The organism is Verrucosispora sp. WMMA2121 (genome assembly GCF_027460185.1).
GTDB classification, from domain to species: Bacteria; Actinomycetota; Actinomycetes; order Mycobacteriales; family Micromonosporaceae; genus Micromonospora; species Micromonospora palythoicola.
Genome location: NZ_JAPZBH010000006.1, coordinates 161,626 through 181,441, shown reverse-complemented (window position 1 = coordinate 181,441; position 19,816 = coordinate 161,626). Strand labels below are relative to the sequence as shown.

21 protein-coding genes are annotated in these 19,816 nt (G+C 73.4%); 13 read left to right on the top strand and 8 right to left on the bottom strand.

The window, feature by feature from the left end; all coding sequences use genetic code 11:
- Window positions 1–4 precede the first annotated feature (4 nt).
- Entirely contained in the window at window positions 5–772 is a 768-nt protein-coding gene (locus O7605_RS09805) for a polyprenol monophosphomannose synthase (RefSeq protein ID WP_269738882.1), read from the bottom strand.
- Window positions 773–864: 92 nt separating this feature from the next.
- Window positions 865–1,302, bottom strand: a complete 438-nt coding sequence (locus tag O7605_RS09800; RefSeq protein ID WP_332317116.1) for an SRPBCC family protein — start codon at window positions 1,300–1,302, stop codon at window positions 865–867.
- A 227-nt stretch (window positions 1,303–1,529) separates the two neighbouring features.
- On the opposite strand from O7605_RS09800, the gene O7605_RS09795 reads away from it, so the two are divergent.
- The 8 genes from O7605_RS09795 (at window position 1,530) to O7605_RS09760 (ending at window position 10,254) form a co-directional block, all read left to right on the top strand.
- The gene (locus tag O7605_RS09795; RefSeq protein ID WP_269742584.1) at window positions 1,530–3,257 is read left to right on the top strand and encodes an HAD-IIIA family hydrolase; all 1,728 of its coding nucleotides are present in this window, start codon (window positions 1,530–1,532) and stop codon (window positions 3,255–3,257) included.
- On the top strand, window positions 3,254–4,225 hold the full coding sequence (locus tag O7605_RS09790; protein WP_269738880.1) for a glycosyltransferase: 972 nt from the start codon (window positions 3,254–3,256) through the stop codon (window positions 4,223–4,225). Before O7605_RS09795 ends, O7605_RS09790 begins: the two co-directional genes overlap by 4 nt.
- A complete protein-coding gene (locus tag O7605_RS09785) occupies window positions 4,216–5,433 on the top strand; it encodes a glycosyltransferase (RefSeq protein WP_269738879.1) in 1,218 nt (405 codons plus the stop codon). Before O7605_RS09790 ends, O7605_RS09785 begins: the two co-directional genes overlap by 10 nt.
- Window positions 5,433–6,086: a D-sedoheptulose-7-phosphate isomerase gene (locus O7605_RS09780; RefSeq protein WP_269738878.1), complete on the top strand. Its 654-nt coding sequence runs from the start codon at window positions 5,433–5,435 to the stop codon at window positions 6,084–6,086. The genes O7605_RS09785 and O7605_RS09780 overlap by 1 nt, the downstream gene beginning before the upstream one ends.
- Before the next feature lie 10 nt (window positions 6,087–6,096).
- Window positions 6,097–7,527 carry a PfkB family carbohydrate kinase gene (locus O7605_RS09775; protein WP_332317115.1) on the top strand — a complete coding sequence of 477 codons (1,431 nt, stop codon included), beginning with the start codon at window positions 6,097–6,099 and terminating at the stop codon, window positions 7,525–7,527.
- 114 nt (window positions 7,528–7,641) lie between these two features.
- Window positions 7,642–8,337 (top strand): SDR family oxidoreductase, encoded by a 696-nt coding sequence (locus O7605_RS09770; RefSeq protein ID WP_269738877.1) that lies wholly within the window; start codon window positions 7,642–7,644, stop codon window positions 8,335–8,337.
- On the top strand, window positions 8,334–9,287 hold the full coding sequence (locus O7605_RS09765; protein ID WP_269738876.1) for a glycosyltransferase family 9 protein: 954 nt from the start codon (window positions 8,334–8,336) through the stop codon (window positions 9,285–9,287). Before O7605_RS09770 ends, O7605_RS09765 begins: the two co-directional genes overlap by 4 nt.
- Window positions 9,271–10,254 carry a DNA topoisomerase IB gene (locus O7605_RS09760; protein WP_269738875.1) on the top strand — a complete coding sequence of 328 codons (984 nt, stop codon included), beginning with the start codon at window positions 9,271–9,273 and terminating at the stop codon, window positions 10,252–10,254. Before O7605_RS09765 ends, O7605_RS09760 begins: the two co-directional genes overlap by 17 nt.
- A gap of 9 nt (window positions 10,255–10,263) precedes the next feature.
- Here O7605_RS09760 and O7605_RS09755 read toward each other — a convergent pair whose 3' ends face one another.
- Window positions 10,264–11,061, bottom strand: a complete 798-nt coding sequence (locus O7605_RS09755) for a TetR/AcrR family transcriptional regulator (protein ID WP_269738874.1) — start codon at window positions 11,059–11,061, stop codon at window positions 10,264–10,266.
- A gap of 94 nt (window positions 11,062–11,155) precedes the next feature.
- On the opposite strand from O7605_RS09755, the gene O7605_RS09750 reads away from it, so the two are divergent.
- Both O7605_RS09750 and O7605_RS09745 read left to right on the top strand, forming a co-directional pair.
- Window positions 11,156–12,121: an ATP-binding cassette domain-containing protein gene (locus O7605_RS09750; RefSeq protein WP_269738873.1), complete on the top strand. Its 966-nt coding sequence runs from the start codon at window positions 11,156–11,158 to the stop codon at window positions 12,119–12,121.
- On the top strand, window positions 12,114–12,878 hold the full coding sequence (locus O7605_RS09745; protein WP_269738872.1) for an ABC transporter permease: 765 nt from the start codon (window positions 12,114–12,116) through the stop codon (window positions 12,876–12,878). The genes O7605_RS09750 and O7605_RS09745 overlap by 8 nt, the downstream gene beginning before the upstream one ends.
- A gap of 128 nt (window positions 12,879–13,006) precedes the next feature.
- Here O7605_RS09745 and O7605_RS09740 read toward each other — a convergent pair whose 3' ends face one another.
- The 4 genes from O7605_RS09740 to O7605_RS09725 form a co-directional block, all read right to left on the bottom strand.
- Window positions 13,007–13,510: a hypothetical protein gene (locus O7605_RS09740; protein ID WP_269742583.1), complete on the bottom strand. Its 504-nt coding sequence runs from the start codon at window positions 13,508–13,510 to the stop codon at window positions 13,007–13,009.
- Window positions 13,511–13,578: 68 nt separating this feature from the next.
- Entirely contained in the window at window positions 13,579–15,210 is a 1,632-nt protein-coding gene (locus O7605_RS09735; RefSeq protein ID WP_269738871.1) for a RecQ family ATP-dependent DNA helicase, read from the bottom strand.
- A 47-nt stretch (window positions 15,211–15,257) separates the two neighbouring features.
- A complete protein-coding gene (locus O7605_RS09730; RefSeq protein ID WP_269738870.1) occupies window positions 15,258–16,208 on the bottom strand; it encodes a TIGR03557 family F420-dependent LLM class oxidoreductase in 951 nt (316 codons plus the stop codon).
- Between the two features lie 77 nt (window positions 16,209–16,285).
- Entirely contained in the window at window positions 16,286–16,408 is a 123-nt protein-coding gene (locus tag O7605_RS09725; RefSeq protein ID WP_269738869.1) for a hypothetical protein, read from the bottom strand.
- A gap of 214 nt (window positions 16,409–16,622) precedes the next feature.
- Between O7605_RS09725 and O7605_RS09720 the strand changes: the two genes are divergently transcribed.
- Window positions 16,623–18,137 carry a glycoside hydrolase family 3 protein gene (locus O7605_RS09720; RefSeq protein ID WP_269738868.1) on the top strand — a complete coding sequence of 505 codons (1,515 nt, stop codon included), beginning with the start codon at window positions 16,623–16,625 and terminating at the stop codon, window positions 18,135–18,137.
- Here the strand turns inward: O7605_RS09720 and O7605_RS09715 are convergent.
- Window positions 18,121–18,402: a GNAT family N-acetyltransferase gene (locus tag O7605_RS09715; RefSeq protein WP_166457974.1), complete on the bottom strand. Its 282-nt coding sequence runs from the start codon at window positions 18,400–18,402 to the stop codon at window positions 18,121–18,123. The two genes, O7605_RS09720 and O7605_RS09715, sit on opposite strands and share 17 nt — an antisense overlap.
- A gap of 72 nt (window positions 18,403–18,474) precedes the next feature.
- On the opposite strand from O7605_RS09715, the gene O7605_RS09710 reads away from it, so the two are divergent.
- Together O7605_RS09710 and O7605_RS09705 are read left to right on the top strand one after the other, a co-directional pair.
- Window positions 18,475–18,855: a hypothetical protein gene (locus O7605_RS09710; protein WP_269738867.1), complete on the top strand. Its 381-nt coding sequence runs from the start codon at window positions 18,475–18,477 to the stop codon at window positions 18,853–18,855.
- 59 nt (window positions 18,856–18,914) lie between these two features.
- Window positions 18,915–19,736, top strand: coding sequence for a DUF1206 domain-containing protein (locus O7605_RS09705; protein WP_269738866.1), 822 nt, complete (start codon window positions 18,915–18,917; stop codon window positions 19,734–19,736).
- The last annotated feature ends 80 nt before the right edge of the window (window positions 19,737–19,816 follow it).

Sequence of the window (19,816 nt, the reverse complement as noted above, 5' to 3'; positions counted from 1 at the left end):
CGGCTCAGGGCTCGATGTTGCGGTGCCGGGTACGCAGCTTGAACGGCATCAGCGCACTCTCGATCTTGGTGGCGGTGGTCATCTTCGAGGTGCCGTCGCGCCGCTCCTCGAACCGGATCGGCACCTCCAGGATGGTGTGCCCCCGCTTGGTGGCCAGGTAGTGCATCTCGACCTGGAAGCTGTAGCCGTTGGACTGCACCCGCTCCAGCCCGATGTCGCGCAGCGCGTCGGCCCGCCAGATCTTGAAACCGGCGGTGAGGTCGCGGATGCGGACCCGCAGCAGCGTGTGCACGTACAGGTTCGCCCAGCCGCTGAGGGCCCGACGGTACAGCGGCCAGTTCTCGTCCAGCTCGCCGCCGGGAACGTAGCGTGACCCGATGACCACGCCGGCCTGAGTGGACAGCAGCGCGCCCAGCATGCCCGGCAACGCCTCCGGTGGGTGGGACAGGTCGGCGTCCATCTGGGCCACGTACTCGGCGCCGCCGTCGAGGGCCCGGCTGATCCCGTCCACGTACGCCCGGCCCAGACCCTCCTTGCCCGGTCGGTGCACGACCTGCACCCGCTCCGGATGCTCGATGGCGAGCTTGTCCGCGACCTCACCGGTGCCGTCGGGGGAGTTGTCGTCGGCGACCAGCACCTTCAGGCCCGGAAGTGGCAACGCGAGGAGACGCTCGACAAGCACCGGCACGTTGCCCGCCTCGTTGTAGGTCGGGACCACGACGGTCAGGCGCACGTCCCGCCACGGCGAGGGCAACTGGACGGGTTCGATCATGGGGGACATCCTCGGTATGCGGACAGGGTTCCCCGTGAGCGTAGCCACTTGTCCCTTCCGGGGTGAAATGGCTCCCCGCGCCGGGCCCGCGATCAGGCCGGTGTCTTCTGCCGTTCGGCGATGTCGGAGAGCCGGTCCAGGGTCTCCTCGTTGCGCAGATGCAGCACCAGATCGTTGATTTTGGTGCGGATCCAGCGCAGTGGCCCGGCGGCGAAGTCCTCGGCGAGCAGCACCCGGGTCCGCTCCGCGCCGAGGGGCTCCAGGGTGAAGGTCACCATCGCCTCCCCGGCCGGCCAGAGTTGGACGCGGAGCACGAGTTCGCGCTCCGGCTCACAGGCCAGCACCGTCGAGCAGTCCTCCAGGGAGAACGGCCAGGGACCGGCGCGGTGGTGCAGCCGGGTGCCCACCCGGGGCCAGGCCTGGTCGACGTCGCGCATGTGGGCGGTGCCCACCACCCAGTCGCTGTAGGTCCATCCGTCCGCGAGTACCGCCCACACCTGCCGGACCGGTGCCTCGATCACTTTTTCCACGACCGCCACCGCCGCTCGGTACCCCGCCGGTGGCCTCGACTAACGAGGCCGCCGGGTTAGCTTCTCCGGGACTGCGGGTAAGGCCCAACCGCGGGCGGCCGTGCGGGTGCCGCCGGTGCGCGGTCGCCTCAGCCGCGTCGCGGGTGACGTTTACTCACCGGGGCGCAGGGAACCCGCCGCCCGTGCGACAGGACCATGGGGAGCCGGATCAGCGCAGGTCAGCGGGGCTGCTGGCCGAGCCCGGTGGGCCCGTGTCCCGCCCGGTGCTCTTCGACGCGGTGCTGCTGGACCGCGACGGCACCCTGGTCGAGGATGTGCCGTACAACTCGGATCCGGACAAGGTGCGACCGGTGCCCGGGGCCCGCGTGGCGCTGGACCGGCTGCGCGCGGCCGGACTGAAGCTCGCCGTGGTGACCAACCAGTCCGGGTTGGCCCGGGGTCTGTTCACCGAGCGGCAGTTGCACCGGGTGCACCGCCGGATCGAGGCGCTGCTCGGCCCGTTCGACTGCTGGCAGGTGTGCCCGCACGACGACGGGGACGGCTGCGCCTGCCGCAAGCCACGGCCGGGTCTGGTGCACGCCGCGGCCCGGGCCCTGGGCACGGTACCGGCCCGCTGCGCCCTGATCGGTGACATCGGTCGCGACGTCACCGCCGCGCTGGCCGCCGGTGCGACCGGCATCCTGGTCCCGACGCCGGTGACCCGACCGGAAGAGGTGGCGGCGGCACCGTGGGTGGCCGCCGACCTGCCCTCGGCCGTCGCGGAGATCCTTCGACGCCAGGCGTCACTGAGCCCGGCGACGCCGGCGCCGGGGGCGGAGTGCCGGGCCGTCGCCACGGGTGTGCGGCGGTCGGCACCGGGACGCCCGGCTGCCGGCCGCACCGTACTGGTGGTCCGCTCGGATTCGGCCGGTGACGTGCTGGTGACCGGACCGGGCATCCGGGCGGTCGCCGCCAGCGCCGGGCGGGTGGTGCTGCTCTGTGGGCCCCGGGGCCGGGCCGCCGCCGACCTGCTGCCCGGCGTCGACGAGGTGATCGAACATCGGCTGCCCTGGATCGACCCGGCCCCCGCGCCGGTGGATCCGCGGGAGATGACGGCTCTGATCACCCGGCTGGCGGCGGTGGCCGCCGACGAGGCCGTCATCTTCACCTCGTTCCACCAGTCGCCACTGCCGCTGGCCCTGCTGCTGCGGATGGCCGGGGTCGCCCGGATCGCGGCGATCAGCGACGACTACCCGGGCAGCCTGCTGGACGTGCGGCACCGGGTTCCGGTCGGTGTGCCCGAGGCGGAGCGGGCCCTCTCGCTGGCCGCTGCCGCCGGTTACCTGCTCGGCGAGGGCGACGAACCGCACCTGCGGCTACGCCCGGTCCCACCGCCCCCACCCGAGGCCGGTGCGCCGGGTTACGTGGTGCTGCATCCCGGGTCGGCGGCGCCGGCGCGGGGGTGCCCGCCCGAGGTGGCCGAGCGGATCGCCGCCGAGTTGAGCGCCGTCGGGTACCGGGTGGTGGTGACCGGCGGCCCCGCCGAACGGGACCTGACCGCGCGGGTCGCCGGCCGGCACTGCCGGGATCTCGGTGGCCGCACCGGCCTGGCCGAGCTGGCCGCGATCGTGGCCGGAGCCGGCGCGGTGGTGGTCGGCAACACCGGACCGGCGCACCTGGCCGCCGCGTACGGCGTGCCGGTGGTCAGCCTCTTCGCCCCCACCGTCCCCTTCGGGCAGTGGGGACCGTGGCGGGTGCCGACGGTACGCCTCGGCGACGCCACCGCAGCCTGCCGCGACACCCGGGCCGCCCGGTGCCCGGTACCCGGGCACCCCTGCCTCAGCGACATCCGGCCGGACGACGTGCTCGACGCGTTGCGGCTGCTGGGCGTGCCGCCGGACCGGGTGCCGAGCGGTGCGGCCGGGCCCAGGGCGGCACCCGAGGTGGTCACCGTCGGCGGTGGGAGTGGCCGATGAACATCCTGCTCTGGCACGTGCACGGTTCGTGGACCACCTCCTTCGTGCACGGCAAGCACCGCTACCTGATCCCGGCCACCCCGGACCGGGGACCGTACGGGCTGGGCCGGGCCCGGACGTACACCTGGCCGGAGAGCGCCGCGGAGGTGAGCCCGGAGCAGCTGCGCGGCGCGGACGTCGACGTGGTGATCCTGCAACGCCCCGAGGAGATCGACCTGGCCGAGCAGTGGCTCGGCCGCCGGCCCGGCCGGGACGTGCCGGCCGTCTACGTGGAGCACAACACCCCGAAGGACGGTCAGGTCCCCAACAGCCGCCACCCGTTGGCCGACCGGGACGACCTGCTCATCGCCCACGTGACCGCGTTCAACGAGCTGTTCTGGGACACCGGTGCCACCCGGACCACCGTCGTCGACCACGGCATCGTGGCGCCGACGGCGGTCTGGACCGGCGAACTGGAGCGGCTGGCCGTCGTGATCAACGAACCGGTACGCCGCTGGCGGGTGACCGGCACCGACCTGCTGGCGCGCTTCGCCGAGATCGCCCCACTCGACGTCTTCGGCATGAAGGTGGCCGGCCTGGCCGAGCACCTCGGCCTCCCGGCGGACCGGTTGACCAGCCACGACGACGTGCCGCAGCACCGGATGCACGCCGAGTTGGCGCGCCGCCGGGCGTACCTGCACCTGTGCCGGTGGACGTCGTTGGGGTTGAGCCTGATCGAGGCGATGGCGATGGGCATGCCGGTGGTGGCGCTGGCCACCACCGAAGCGGTGATGGCGGTGCCACCGGGTGCCGGTGCCCTCTCCACCCGGGTCGACACCCTGCTGGCGGCCGCCAGCAGGTTCGTCGCCGAACCGCAGCGGGCGCGCGAGGCAGGTGCCGTGGCGCGCGTCGCCGCCGGCGAACGGTACGGCCTCGACCGTTTCCTCACCGACTGGGACCGGCTGCTGGAGGAGGAAGTATGCGGATAGCGATGATCTCGGAGCACGCCAGCCCGCTCGCCATCCTGGGCGGCGAGGACGCCGGTGGCCAGAACACCCACGTCGCGGAGCTCTCCGCCGCGCTCGCCGCCGCCGGGCACGACGTGCGGGTATACACCCGCCGCGACGCGGTGGACCTGCCGGTGACGGTACGCAGTCCGGACGGCTACGACGTGGTGCACGTGCCGGCCGGGCCGGCCGAGCCGGTGGCGAAGGACGCGCTGCTGCCGCACATGCGCCCGTTCGGCGCCTGGCTCGTCGACCGGTGGCGGGGCGGGGACTGGGCGCCCGAGGTGATCCACGCACACTTCTGGATGAGTGGGCTGGCCGCGCTGGAGGCCGGCCGGCAGACCGGGGTGCCGGTGGTGCAGACCTACCACGCGCTCGGCGCCGTGAAGCGTCGTCACCAGGGCGTGCAGGACACCAGCCCGGCACGGCGGATCGGCTACGAGCGTCAGCTGGGCCGTTCGGTGGACCGGGTCATCGCCCAGTGCCGCGACGAGGTCGGTGAGCTGGTCCGGATGGGGGTGCCCCGGTCGGCGATGACCGTCATCCCGTCCGGTGTCAACCTCGCCACCTTCGCCCCGCTGGGGCCGGCCGCCGAGCGCGAGCCCGGGCGGCCCCGGATCCTCACCGTGGGCCGGTTGGTGGAACGCAAGGGCTTCCAGACGGTGGTACGGGCGATGGCGCACGTACCCGAGGCCGAGTGCGTGGTGGTCGGTGGTCCGCCGGCCGGCCTGCTGGAGACCGACCCGTACGCCCGGCGGCTGCGGGCCCTCGCCGGCAGTTGCGGCGTCGCCGACCGGGTCCGCCTGGTCGGCGCGGTGCCTCGGGAGGAGATGGGCCGCTGGTACCGCTCGGCGGACATCCTGGTCGCCGCCCCCTGGTACGAGCCGTTCGGGCTGACTCCGCTGGAGGCGATGGCCTGCGGGGTGCCGGTGGTGGCCACCGCCGTCGGTGGTCTGCGGGACACGGTGGTCGACGGCGTGACCGGGGACCTGGTGCCGGCGCGGGATCCGCGCGCGCTGGGTGTGGCGCTGCGGGCGCTGCTCGACGACCGGATCCGCCGGTTCGCGTACGCGGGCGCGGCGCGCGCCCGCGCCCGCCGGCACTACTCGTGGGCGGTCACCGCGCAGCGCCTCGCCGAGGTCTACGACGAGGTGGCCGCGGTGCGTCGACCGACCCGGGTGGTGGCCTGATGAGCCTGCTCGACGCGCATCTGGCCAACCTGACCGCGGCACTGCCGCCGTTCCGCCGCTGCGAGCCGCTGCTCGCCCGGTGGGGCGCGGTCCTGGCCGGACGGCTCACCGACGGCGGCCGGCTGCTCGTCGCCGGCAACGGTGGCAGCGCCGCCGAGGCGCAACACCTGACCGCCGAACTGGTCGGCAAGCTGCGCGACGACCGCCGGCCGCTGTCCGCCATCGCGCTGCACGCCGAGACGTCGGCGTTGACCGCGATCGGCAACGACTACGGCTACGAGGAGGTCTTCGCCCGGCAGGTCCGCGCGCACGGCCGACCCGACGACGTGCTGCTGCTGCTGTCCACCAGCGGCGGCAGCGGCAATCTGCTCACCGCCGCCCGGGCCGGCCGGGAGGCGGGCCTGCGCTGCTGGGCGTTCACCGGGCCGACGCCGAACCCGCTCGCCGAGGCGTGTCACGAGGTGCTCGCGGTGGACTCGCCGGACACCCAGGTGGTCCAGGAGCTGCACCTGGTCTCCAGTCATCTGCTCTGCGAGTACGTCGAGCAGGCGATGACGGATCAGCCGGCCCCGGCGGCGCCAGCGGCCGGTCCGGTGCGGGCCGGTGTCGAGGTGGTGCTGGACGGCGGTGCCGTCCGGCCGGTGCAGGCGTGAGGAGGCGAGCGTGACGGGACCCGTGGTGGTGGTCGGCGACACCCTGCTCGACCGGGATGTCGAGGGGGTGGTCAACCGGCTCTGTCCGGACTCGCCGGTGCCCGTGCTCGACGAGATCGCGCACGTGGACCGGCCCGGCGGTGCCGGACTCTCCGCCGTCTTCGCCGCCGCGCAGGGTGCCGAGGTGGTGCTGGTGACCGCGTTGGCCGACGATGCCGGCGGGGCCCGGTTGAGCGTGCTGCTCGCCGCCGCCGGGGTGCAGGTCTATCCGTTGCGGCTGGCCGGTGCCACCCCGGAGAAGATCCGGCTGCGCTCCGGGGGCCGGGTGCTGCTGCGCCATGACCGGGGTGGCGGGGCGGGGGAGTTGGCGGAGCCGGGCGAGGCGGTGCTGCGCGTCCTGGACCGGGCATCGGTGGTGGTGGTCAGCGACTACGGCCGCGCGGTGGCCCGGCAGCCGGCGCTGCGGGCGGCCCTGGCCTCGATCCGCGCTCCGCTGGTCTGGGATCCGCACCCACGTGGACCCGCCGCGGTGCCCGGGGCGAACCTGGTCACCCCGAACGAGGCGGAGGTGCGGGAGCTGATGGAGGCGCCGGTCGGCGTCACCCGGCTGGCCACCGCCGCCGAGGGGGCGCAGCGGTTGCGGCAGCGGTGGCGCGCGGGGGCGGTCGCGGTGACGCTCGGCGCCGACGGCGCGCTGCTCAGTCACGCCGGGTCGACGCCGCTCATGGTGCCGGCCCCGGTGGCCGCCGAGGGGGACACCTGCGGCGCGGGCGACCGGTTCGCCGTCGCCGCCGGCCTCGCCCTGGCCCGTGGCGCGCTGGTCTCCGAGGCGGTGCAGGAGGCGGTGGCGCAGGCGTCGGCGTACGTGGCCGACGGTGGGGTGGCGACGGCCCTGCCCGCGCCGGTGCGGCGTGCCCCGCAGGCGGTGCACGCCGCGGTGGCCGGTGACCGGGTCGGGGTGGCCGCGTCGGCCGCCGTGGTCGCCCGGGTCCGCGCCGCCGGCGGGACGGTCGTCGCCACCGGTGGCTGCTTCGACCTGCTGCACGCCGGCCACGTCGCGACGTTGCAGGCCGCCCGGCAGCTCGGCGACTGCCTGATCGTGTGCCTCAACTCCGACGCCAGCGTCACCGGTCTCAAGGGACCGGACCGGCCGGTGATGCGCCAGGACGACCGAAGCCGGCTGCTGGCCGCGTTGAGCTGCGTCGACGCGGTAATGATCTTCGATGAGCCGACACCGGAAGCGGCGCTGTCCTGGCTGCGTCCGGACGTCTGGGTCAAGGGCGGGGACTACGCCGCCGGCGGCGGTGACGGCACCGGCCTGCCGGAGGCGGAGATCCTGCGCCGGTGGGGCGGTCACACGGTGGTGGTGCCCTATCTGGACGGGCGGTCCACCACCGAGATGATCGCCGCGACGGCCAACCGGACGGAGGTCACCCGGTGAGCGCGAGGAGTGAGCCGGTGTTGCGAGCCCCGCAGTCGCGAACGGAGGTGGCCCGGTGAGCGCGAGGAGTGAGCCGGTGTTGCGAGCCCCGCAGTCGCGAACGAAGGAGGTCCGGTGAGCGCGCCGGCCACCGGGCGGACGGTGCTGGTCACCGGCGGCTCCAGCGGACTGGGCGCGGCGGTGGTGGCGGCGGTGGCCGCCGCCGGTGGTCGGCCGCTGGTGCTGGATCGGCAGGCGCCGGCCGACGGGGTGCCCTGGGTGGAGTGCGACCTGGCCGACAGTCGTGGCGCCGAGGCCGCCACCCGCGAGTTGGCCGAGCGCGTGGGCGGGCTGGACGCGGTGGTCACCGCCGCCGGCATCGACGTGCCCGGTCGGCTCGCCGACGTGCCCGGTGAGACCTGGGACCGGATCGTCGCCGTCGACCTGCTGGCGACCGCCGCGGTGATCCGCGCCGCGCTACCGTTCCTGACCGCCGCCCGGGGCACCGTCGTGACGGTGGCCTCCACCCTCGGCATCAAGGCGGTCAGCGACGCGACGGCGTACTGTGCGGCGAAGTTCGGGGTGGTCGGCTTCACCCGGGCGCTCGCCGCCGAACTGGCCGGCACGGTCGGTGTCACGCTGCTCATCCCGGGCGGGATGCGGACTGCCTTCTTCGACGAACGCGATCCGCAGTACCGGCCGGGGTCGGACGCGATCCTCAACGATCCGGCCGACACCGCCGCCGCCGTCATGTTCGCCCTGTCCCAGCCGGCCGGTTGCGCGATCCGCGAGATGGTGGTCTGCGCCGATCGGGAGACGTCGTACCCGTGATCCTGGCGCTGCGTGCCCTCGGCGTCGGTGACCTGGCCACGGCGGTCCCGGCGGTGCGGGCGCTGCGGGCGGCGTACCCGGACCAGCAACTGGTGCTCGCCGCGCCGGCCTGGCTGGGGCCGCTCGTCGAGCTGGTCGGCGGGGTGGACCGGCTGTTGCCCACCGACGGCCTGGACCGGCCGGTCCGGCCCACCGGGCGGGTGGCGCTGGCGGTCAACCTGCACGGCCGGGGCCCGCGGTCGCACCGGCTGCTGGCCGCCGCCCGTCCCGACCGGCTGATCGCCTTCGCCAACGCCGAGGCGCCGCACGCCGACGGGCCGCGGTGGGACGACGACGAGCACGAGGTGTCGCGCTGGTGCCGGCTGTTGCGCGAGTACGACATTCCGGCCGACCCGACCAACCTGGATCTGCGCCGCCCGGGTCCGGGCCTGGCGGCCGGTGGTGTCACGGTGCTGCATCCCGGCTCGAAGGAGTCGGCCAAGCGCTGGCCGGCCGCCCGGTACGCGGCCCTGGCCCGGGAGCTGACCGGGCGGGGGCACCGGGTGGTGCTGACCGGCAGCGCGTCGGAGCGGGACCTGGTCGCCGGGGTCGCGGACCGGGCCGGGTTGCCCGCCGCCGCGGTGCTGGCCGGCCGGACGGACCTGGCCCAGCTCGCCGCGCTGATCGCCGGGGCGCGCCTGGTGGTCAGCGGAGACACGGGGGTGGCGCATCTGGCCACCGGCTACCGCACCCCGTCGGTGGTGCTGTTCGGTCCGGTTCCGCCGGCGCGCTGGGGTCCACCGCCGGAGCGCCGACGGCACCGGGCACTCTGGGCCGGCGCGCGAGCATGGCCGGAGTGGGACGGGGTAGGTGACCATCCCACGATGGTCGCCCTCGGCGTTGACGAGGTGCTGGCCGCTGTCGACGAGGTGGAGCGGGTGGTGCGGGTGGACCGTGCGGTTGCGGCGTAGCGATCCGGGTCGGCCGGGATATCGGCGGCGTCGGCGGGGCCGGGGCTGGTCGTTCCTGGACCCGCGCGGCGAGCCGGTACGCGACCCCGACGAGTTGGCCCGGCTGCGCGCACTCGTCGTCCCGCCGGCCTGGCGGAACGTGTGGATCTCGCCGTACCCGAACGGGCACATCCAGGCCATCGGCGTCGACGCGGCCGGCCGGAAGCAGTACCTCTACCACCCGCTGTGGCGGCAGCGGCAGGACGAGGCGAAGTTCGACCACGTGCTGGAGGTGGCGGGCCGGCTGCCGCTGCTGCGCGAGCGGGTCGACCATGACCTGACGGTACGCGGGCTGCGCCGCGAGCGGGTGCTGGCGACGGTGACCCGGCTGCTCGACATGGGCGCCTTCCGGGTGGGCAGCGACCAGTACGCCGCCGGCGAGGATCCGACGTTCGGCGTGGCGACCCTGCGTCCCGAGCACGCCCGGCTGCGCCAGGGGTGTGTGCTGTTCGAGTTTCCGGCCAAGGGCGGCATCGAGCAGGTCCGGCTGATCTCCGACCCGCAGTTGTGCCGGGTGCTCACCGACCTGCGTCGGCGGCGTCGGGCGGCCGACCGGTTGTTCGGTTACTGGGACGGCCGGCAGTGGCGGGACGTGCGCGCCGACGAGGTCAACGACTATCTCCGCGAGGCCAGCGGTGGCGAGATGACCGCGAAGGACTTCCGCACCTGGCACGCGACGGTACGGGCGGCGACGGAGTTGGCCGCACTGGCCTCCGCCCGTTCGGTGACCGCTCGCCGCCGGGCGGTGGCGGCGGTGATGCGACAGGTGGCGGAGTTGCTCGGCAACACGCCGACGGTGGCTCGCGCCTCGTACGTGGACCCGAGGGTGGTGGATCTGTTCCACGACGGTGTGGTCGCTCCGGTGACCGGGGAGACCTCGCCGGAGCAGGCCGAGCGGGCGGTGCTGACCCTGCTGGCGCGGACCTGACCGGGGACCTCAACCACCGTCGGGCGGACCGGTGCCCCCCGAGTGGCGGGCCGCACCGGACGGGTCGGTGGCTCGGGTCTCGATCATGGCCGCCACGCCGTCGAGGATCCGACCCAGCCCGAACCGCCATTCGAGGTCGACGTCGTCGTCGTACTCCTCGGCCTCGGCCAGCAGTTCGTGGATCGCCGGGTAGGGGCCGGGCGCGGTGAGCACGGCGAGGTGCCGCCAGTAGCGCAGGCCCACCTCTTCCGGGGTCTGCCCGGTCCGGGCGGCGGCCTCGGCGATGTCGGCGGTGAGCGTGGCCCAGCTGCGGGCGTACCCGCTGACCAGCATGATCGTGGCGATCCGTTCGGAGGCGCGCAGGCCGGTGCCGCGCAGCGCGGCGAGCCCGTACTCCAACCAGCGCACCTGGTTGGGATTGATCGGTGGGCCGGTGATCGGCACGTGCCGCATCCAGGGCTGCCGGCGTAACGCGGCGACGTTCCCCTCACCCCATCGGGCCAGCGCCGGCCGCCAGCCCTCGTCGGCCCCGCGCGGACGCGGTGGCGGGCCGTACGCGGTGTCCACCATCAGGTCGAGCAGGTCGTGTTTGGTGGGCACGTACCGGTACAGCGACATCGTGGCCACGCCGAGTTCGCCTGCCACCCGGCTCATCGACACCGCCGTCAACCCCTCGGCCTGCGCGATCTGGATGCCGGCGGCGACCACCTGGTCGAGGCTGAGGCTGCGCTTCGGGCCACGGCTGGGACGGTCACGCAGTCCCCAGGCGAGCGCCACGTTCTCGGGCAGCTCGACGTCTTCGCCCACTCCACCTCCCCGGCCGGCGTTGACCGCCAGCATATCTTCTGCGTATCGTCTACGCATAAGAGCGTATGACATACGCAGATTAGGGAGAGTGTTCATGGTGCACGGACCGCCAGCGGTCGAGCTGGTCGACCTGCGCAAGTCCTTCGGGGATCACGTCGTGCTCGACGGGCTGACCCTGCGGGTGCCCACCGGCGGGGTGCATGCCCTGCTCGGGCAGAACGGGGCCGGCAAGACCACCACGGTGCGCATCCTGGCGACGCTGACCCGACCGGATTCGGGTAACGCCCGGGTGGCCGGCCACGACGTGGTACGCCAGCGGCGGCGGGTACGCCGGACGATCAGCCTCGCCGGCCAGCACGCGGCGCTCGACGACGGGCAGACGGGCGTGGAGAACCTGACGATGCTGGCCCGTCTCGCCGGGTTGCGCGCTCCGGCGGCCCGCGCCCGCGCCGCCGCACTGCTGGACCGTTTCGACCTGACCGATGCCGCCAGGCGGCGGGTGGTGACGTACTCCGGCGGGATGCGGCGACGCCTCGACCTGGCGGCCAGCCTCGTCGGCGCTCCGTCGGTGATCTTCCTGGACGAACCGACCACCGGTCTCGACCCGCGCAGCCGGCAGGGGCTGTGGGAGGTGATCGGCGAGTTGGCCGGCGCCGGGGTGACGGTGCTGCTCACCACGCAGTACCTGGAGGAAGCCGACCGCCTGGCTGACCGGATCACGGTGCTGCACGGCGGCCGACTCGCCGCCGAGGGGACGGCGGCGGAACTCAAGCGCCGTTTCGGTGCCCAGCGGTTGGAGCTGACCTGGCGCGACGCCGCCGGGCTCGCCGAGGCGGACCGGCGGTTGGGTGACCGGGTCACCCACCGCGAACCGGCCCGGCTGGCGCTGTCGGTGGCCACCGACGGCAGCGCCCCCCAGGTACGCGGCCTGCTCGACGAGGTCGATCCGGACCGGCACGGGGTGGTCCGGTTCACCGTCCGGGAGGCGACCCTCGACGACGTCTTCTTCACGCTCACCGGTCGGCCGGCGAGCCCCGAGCGGGAGGTGGCCGGTGTCTGAGCTGACCCTCCGACCGATTCACGCGGCCGTGATGATCGGCCGCTGCGTCCGGCTGTCCCGGCGCAACGTCGACGCGCTGCTCACCTCGCTGCTGCTGCCGGTGATCCTGATGCTGCTCTTCGTCTACCTCTTCGGCGGCGCGATCGAGACCGGTTCGGCGTACGTGACCTACGTGGTGCCCGGTGTGCTGCTGCTCTGCGCCGGCTTCGGCGCGGCCGGCACGGCGGTGAGCGTCACCATCGACCTGACCACCGGGATGATCGAACGGCTACGCACGATGGACGTCGGTGCCACCTCGATCCTCGCCGGGCACGTGGTGGCGAGCGTGGCCCGCAACACCGTCTCCACGGTGCTGGTGCTGGGGGTGGCGGTGGCCATCGGGTTCCGGCCGGCCGTCGCGCCACTGCGCTGGTTGGCCGCCGCCGGGGTGCTGCTGCTGTTCCTGCTGGCGGTGTCCTGGCTGTCGGCGGCGTTCGGCCTGTTGGCCCGGACCCCGGAGGCGGCCAACGGATACACCTTCATCGTGATGTTCCTGCCCTATCCGAGCAGTGCCTTCGTGCCGGTCGAGACCATGCCCAGCTGGCTGCGGGGCTTCGCCGAGCACCAGCCGGTCACCCCGGTCATCGAGTCGCTGCGCGGCCTCCTGTTGGACACCCCGGTCGGCACCGCGCCCACCCGCGCAGCAGCCTGGTGCCTAGCCCTGCTGGCCCTCGCCGTACTCCTCTCCGCCCTCCTCTTCCCCCGCCGAATCGCCTAACCCCACCCACCCCCCCAACCCCCCATCCCACCGGGTTGATCATGAGGTTAGCGGCAGTTTCTGAGATCAACAGCGCCGTCAACCTCATGATCAACGGGGTGGAGACCGGGGTGGGGGGTGGGTGGGGGTCAGTCGTTGAGGATCTGGGCCAGGCGGTCGCGGAAGCGGCGCTCGGAGGGGCTGACCTCGGTGCCGCCCAGGCCCAGCACGCCGCCGGTGCTGGCGGCGCCGACCACCTGGTCGGCGATCTCCACCAGCCAGTGCCGGTACGCGCCCGCCTCGCCCTCGTCCACCTTGGCCGCCAGCAGCGCCGACGCCTCCTTGGCCCGGCCCAGCACGTCCTCGGCGTAGCCGCGCGGGTCCGCGGGCTCGATGACCGGCATCTCCTCACCGGCCTCCGGATCGCCGACCCGGGTGACGATCTCACCGGCCACCGCGGCCACCAGCGGACTGGCCGACTCCCGCCCGCCGGAGATGGTCTCCAGACCCGCGGCACCCTCGGCCATCGTCGCCTTGGTGCCGTCGGACTCGGCGGCGCTCGCCGCGGTGAGCACCGACTGTGGCAGGCCGACCAGCAGCCCCCACTCCTCGTCGGAGAAACCGAAACCGGTGTACGCCGGTTCTTCGATCACGACCCGCCCCTCCCGCTCGTCGTTCACGTCCTCGTCAGCCCGCACCGCCGGCGGCGGTGCGGCTCAGGTTAGTTCAGGGTGAGCAGACCCTGTTCGGACACCACGCTGACCGACAACGTCTTGTACCCGACCTCGTCGAACAGCACCGTCATCCGGCCCTCCTCGTAGCTGAGCACCAGGCCGGAGCCCCACTCGGCGTGCCGCACCTGGCTGTGCACCGGGAACGGGCCCACCGAACCGTCGTCGGGCACGCTGGTGCCGGCGTGACAGTTGTCGCAGTGCCCGCAGATCTCGCTCATCTGCTCGCCGAAGTAGGCCAGCAACGTCTGCCCCCGGCAGGCGCTGGTCTCGGCGAACGCCCGCATCATGTCGGTACGCGACCGGGTCAGGCTCTGCTGCCGCTCCGCCTCGGCCACCGCGGCCGCCGCCGCGTCGACCGGGGTGGGGGCGTAACGGGGTGCGCCAACCCGCTGTCCCGGCGCCTGCTGGGCGGCGCCGACCTGTTCCAGCAGGGCGAGGTACTGCCCGAGCTTGCGCGGGCCGAGCCCGGTCACCTCGCGCAGCTCCTTGCGGGTGGTCCGTTCCTTGCGCAGCAACGCGGCCAGGTCGCGCAGCTCGGTGGCGTCGGGCAGGCCACCGCTGAAGTAGCGTTGCAGCCCGACGTCCTCGGCCTGCCAGAGCAGCAGCACCCGGGCCGGCTGACCGTCGCGGCCGGCCCGGCCGATCTCCTGGAAGTAGCTGTCCGGCGAGTCGGGCAGCGCCATGTGCACCACCCAGGCGATGTTGGGCTTGTCGATGCCCATGCCGAACGCCGAGGTCGCCACCATGATCGGCACCTGGTCGGCGAGGAACGCCTCGTGCAGCCGGGCGCGGGCGCTGGCCGGCATCCCACCGTGGTAGTACTGCGCGGGATAACCCGCGTCGGTGAGCCGGTCGGCCAGTTCCTCGGCGGCGCGGCGGGTGGGCACGTAGATGATGCCGGGTCGCTTGTCCTCACGCAGCAGGGCGATCAGCCGCCGCCACCGGTAGTCCTCGGTGGGGCAGTGCGCCACCTCGAAGAAGAGGTTGGGCCGGTCCAGGCCGGAGACCACGATCTCGGGCTTGCGCAGCCGCAGCCGGCTGACGATGTCGTCGCGTACCGGCGGGGAGGCGGTGGCGGTCAGCGCGACCACCGGTGGTCGGCCGATGCCCTCGATCAGCTGCCCGAGGGCCAGGTAGTCCGGGCGGAAGTCGTGGCCCCAGGCGGAGATGCAGTGCGCCTCGTCGATCGCCACCAGCGCCGGCTTGAGGTCCCGGACCTCGGCCAGCCGGTCGGGGTTGGCCAGTTGTTCCGGGGTGATGAAGAGGAACTCGGCCCGCCCGTCGCGGATCTCGGCGATCGCCTCGGCCTGCTGGGCGGCGGTCTCGTCCGAGCTGATCCGGACCGCTCGCAGTTCCGCGCGCTGCCGCTCGTTGAGCGCGGCGATCTGGTCCTGCTGGAGCGCCAGCAGCGGAGAGATCACCACGGTCGGGCCGGGGATCAGGCTGGCCGGGATCTGGTAGATCGCCGACTTGCCGGCGCCGGTGGGCAGCACCACCAGGGCGTCGCGGCGGCGCATCACGGCCCGCATCGCGGCCAACTGGTTGGGCCGCAGCGCGGTCCAACCGAACAGGCTGCGCGCGGCGCGGCGCAACGACATCGAGTGCGTGGTCAGTTTCATCGAAGGCCGCAGGTACCCGGGCGGCTCCGCGCCGAAACCCGGGTTGATCAACGCAGCCGGGGGAGCACCTCGCGCTGGTACAGGTCGAGCAACCCCGACCAGTTCGGCCCGGTGTTGGCGACGTAGACCTCGTCGAACCCGGCCTTCGCGTACGCGTCGATCTTCGCCAGGTGGGCGTCGGCGTCGCTGCCGCAGACGAACGCCTCGCGCATCGCCTCCGGATCCACGAGCGTGGCCGCCTGCTCGAAGTGGCGCGGCGAGGGCAGCACCTGGAGCAGCTCACCGGGGATCGCCTCGGTCGGCCAGCGCTCGTACGCCAGCCTCATGCCCTCCTCGACCGTCGGCGCGTACGCGGCCTTGAAACCGGCCTGGCAGGGCTTGTCGCCGCCGCCGTTGTCCCGGAACCGGCGCACCAGGTCGGCGTCGGGCATGGTGTTGACGAAACCGTCGCCGATCCGGGCGGCCAGATCCACGGCCTTGGGCCCGAACGCGGAGACGTAGATCGGCGGGGGAGTCTCCGGCAGCGTGTAGATCCGGGCGTGCTCCACCTGGTAGTGCCGGCCATGGTGGTTGACGAAGCCGCCGCGCCACAGCTTGCGCATCACCTCGACCGCCTCCTCCAGCATCTCCAGCCGGACGCCGGCCCCCGGCCACGCACCGCCCAGGATGTGCTCGTTGAGCGCCTCGCCGGAGCCCACCCCCAGGACGAACCGGCCGGAGTGCAGCACCGAGGTGGTCGCCGCGGCCTGGGCGAGCACCGCCGGGTGGATGCGTACCGTCGGGCAGGTGACGGCGGTGGTCACCGGCAACCGGCAGACCTGGCTCAGCGCGCCGAGCATCGACCAGACGAAGGGGCTCTGCCCCTGGGCGTCGATCCAGGGGTGATAGTGATCGGAGATCCACAACGCCTCGAAGCCGGCCCGCTCGGCGGCCCGGGCCTGGTCGAGCAGTTCGGCCGGCGCGTACTCCTCGGTGGACAGGAAATATCCGATCTTCATTGCTTCCCCCTCGCCCCACTGATGCCTGTGGGGCAGGCGGTACCCCGGCGGGCGCCGGTCACACCCGCTCCGGTGGTTCAACGGCGGAACATCGCGCGGATGGCGATCAGCAGTAGCAGACCGCCCACCACCAGGCCGAGCAGGCGTACGCCGGGGATGTCGGCCGGGCTCGTCGCGTCGGCCAGCAGCACGGGGTCCATACCCGCACTGTCGCGGTGCAGCGCTCCCAGGGCAACTGTAAGGTTTATTGACTATTGGGGTGGCGCGGTGTGACCATGTCTGGACCGCCGGCCGGCGGGAGTCCACGGCGGAACACGCGGGGGTACAGCGCCGAATGAGCGAGCGGCAGCGAGCGAATCATCAACTCAGCGCGGTGGTGTCTCATGGCGGCACGCAGCGAAGCGGAGTGCCGGCATGAGCGAGCGGACCGAGCGCAACGGAAACCTGGCGACCCTGGCGGCCGCGGTCCTGCAGCCCGGTTTCGTCGGCACCGTCCCACCCGCCTGGATCTGCCGCTGGCTCGGCGACGGGCTCGGCTCGGTGGTGTTGTTCAGCCGTAACGTCGTCGATCCGGGGCAGGTGGCCGCGCTGACCGCCGCGCTGCGGGCGGAGCGGCCGGACGTGATCGTCGCCATCGACGAGGAGGCCGGCGACGTCACCCGCATCGAGTCCGGTCTGGGCAGCTCCCGTCCGGGCAACCTGGCACTCGGCGCGGTCGACGACCCGGCTCTCACCGAGGAGGTGGCCCGCGACCTCGGCGCGGAACTCGCCGCCGCCGGGATCACCCTCAACTACGCGCCCGACGCGGACGTAAACTCCAACCCGGACAACCCGGTGATCGGCGTCCGCTCGTTCGGCGCCGAGCCGTCGCTGGTCGCCCGGCACACCACCGCCTGGGTACGCGGCCTGCAGTCCGGCGGCGTCGCCGCCTGCGCGAAGCACTTTCCCGGCCACGGCGACACCCGCGTCGACTCCCATCACGACCTGCCCCGCATCGACGCCGACCGGGACCGGCTGCACGCCGTCGAGCTGGCTCCGTTCCGGGCCGCCGTGGCGGCGGGCGTCCAGGCGGTGATGACCGGGCACCTGCTGGTGCCGGCGCTGGATCCCGACCTGCCGGCCACCCTGAGCGCCCGCATCCTGGGTGGCCTGCTGCGCGAGGAGATGGGCTTCGACGGCGTGGTGGTGACCGACGCGGTGGAGATGGGCGCGGTCGCCGACCGCTACGGTTTCGCCGGTGCGGCCGTGCGTGCCCTCGCCGCCGGTGCCGACGCGATCTGTGTCGGCGGCGAGCACGCCGACGAGGAGACGGCCCGCCACCTGCGCGACGCCATCGTCGACGCGGTCGTCGCCGGGGAGTTGCCCGAGGAGCGGCTCACCGAGGCGGCCAAGCGGGTCGGCCAACTCGCCGCCTGGACCGTGGCGGCCCGTACCGCCCGCCCCGCCGGCCCGACCGGCGGCTCAGCGGTCGGGTTGGTCGCGGCGCGACGCGCCGTGCGGGTCACCACCAGCGACGCCACGACCGTCTCGTTGCCGCTGCGCGGCCCGGCGCACGTGGTGGAGTTCCAGCCACCGCACAACATCGCGATCGGGTCGGCGACTCCCTGGGGAGTGGCGGCGCCGCTGGCCGCCCTGGTGCCGGGCACCACGAGCGTCCGGCACGTCGAGCAGTCGGCGCCGGGCGACCCGGCCGCCGGTGCCGCCGGGCGGCCACTGGTGCTCGTCGTGCGCGACCTGCACCGGCACCCCTGGATGCGGTACGCGGTCGATCGGGCGCTGACCGCCCGCCCCGACGCGGTCGTCGTCGAACTCGGGGTGCCCGCGCTGGTCACCGGGGCGGTGCACATCGCCACCCACGGCGCCACCCGGGCCGCCGGTAGGGCCGCCGCCGAGCTGCTCGCCGGCGGCGTGGTCAGTCCGGGCTGGTGACCAGGTCGGCGTACTCCCGGTGGCGTTCGATGAAGGCGGCCATGAACGGGCAACGCGGCACCACCCGCTGCCCCTGCGCGCGGACCTGATCGAGGGTGCCGCGCATCAGCGCCGAACCGACGCCCATGTTCTGGAAGGCCGAATCCACCTCGGTGTGCGTGAAGATCAGCACCTGGTCACGGGGCAGGTAGGCGGTGAAGCCGGCCAGCGCGTCGTCGACCAGGATCTCGTAGCGGTGTTTGGCGGGATTGTCCTCGACCAGCATGCTCACTCCTGCATTGTCCATCGCCGGTCGGCCCGCCCGGTCGGTTCGCCGGTGTCTCGTACGCTTGACGGCGTGACGAACCGATCCCTCGCCGGAAAGCTCCCGCCCACCTTCACCCGTCGCACCTCCACCCGGCTCGCCGGAATGCTGGCCGGTCTCGCGCTCGGCGCGGCCCTGCTGGCCGGTTGCAGCTCCGAGGGGGCCAGCACCGACTGCGGCCTGGACGCCTGCACGGTGACCTTCGACGGGGGCGTGGACGCCCGGGCGAACATCCTCGGCGTCGAGGCTCGGCTGGTCGAGACGCAGGACGACGTGGCCACCATCGAGGTCGCTGGCGAGCAGCTGTCCCTCACGGTGGGCCAGCAGGCGGCCGACGTCGGTGGCCTCGCGGTCACCCTGGACAGCGTCACCGACAGCGAGGTGAAGGTCCGGATCGCGCGTAACGGCGGCTGACGATACTCGGGCGGCGGCCAGCACGTTTGGAAATCTTCGCGTTCGGAGATTGAGGCGCCATGTCTCTTACCCGGAACGCCGAAGCCACCGCCGCCCGTACGGCCGACAGCCGGTGGCTGGAACTCCTCGCCCGGGCCGGTTTCATCGGCTACGGGATCGTGCACCTGCTGTTCGGCTGGCTGGCGCTGCAGATCGCCTTCGGCAACTCGTCCAGCGACGGCGACCAGTCCGGCGCGCTGCGTACCCTCGCCGCGCAACCCATGGGCCAGTTCCTGGTCGTCGCGATCGCCGTGGGCATGCTCGCCATGGCGATCTGGCAGGCCCTCGAAGCGGCCGTCGGGCACCGCACCGAGCGCGGCAACGACCGGCTCAAGGAACGGATCGTCTCCGCCGCCCGCACCCTGATCTACCTCTGGCTGGCCTGGACCGCCTGGAAGGTCTTCTCCGACGCCAACTCCGACAGCGCCTCCCAGCAGCAGGACCTGTCGGCCCGGCTGATGGAGTCCACCGGGGGTCGTTGGCTGGTCGGTCTCGCCGGTCTGGTGCTCGCGGGCATCGGTGTCGGCATGACGATCTACGGCCTGAAGAAGAAGTTCATGAAGCGGCTGAAGACCGGCGAGATGAGCGCCAAGACCCGGCAGCTCGCCCGTCGGCTCGGCATGGCGGGCTACGCCTCCCGGGGTGTCGCCTTCGCCGTGACCGGCCTGCTGGTCATACTGGCCGCGGTGAACTACGACCCGGAGAAGGCCCGTGGTCTGGACGCCGCGCTGCGGACCCTGCGTGACCAGGCGTTCGGCACCATCCTGCTGACCCTCATCGCGCTGGGCATCGCCGCCTTCGGTGTCTACTGCTTCCTCCAGTCCCGCTACCGCAAGGTATGACCTTCTCCTCCCCGGCCACCCCCGCGGTGGCCGGGGCCGGCGATCCAGGGCACCATTGCCCCTTTGCCGGATCTTGATTG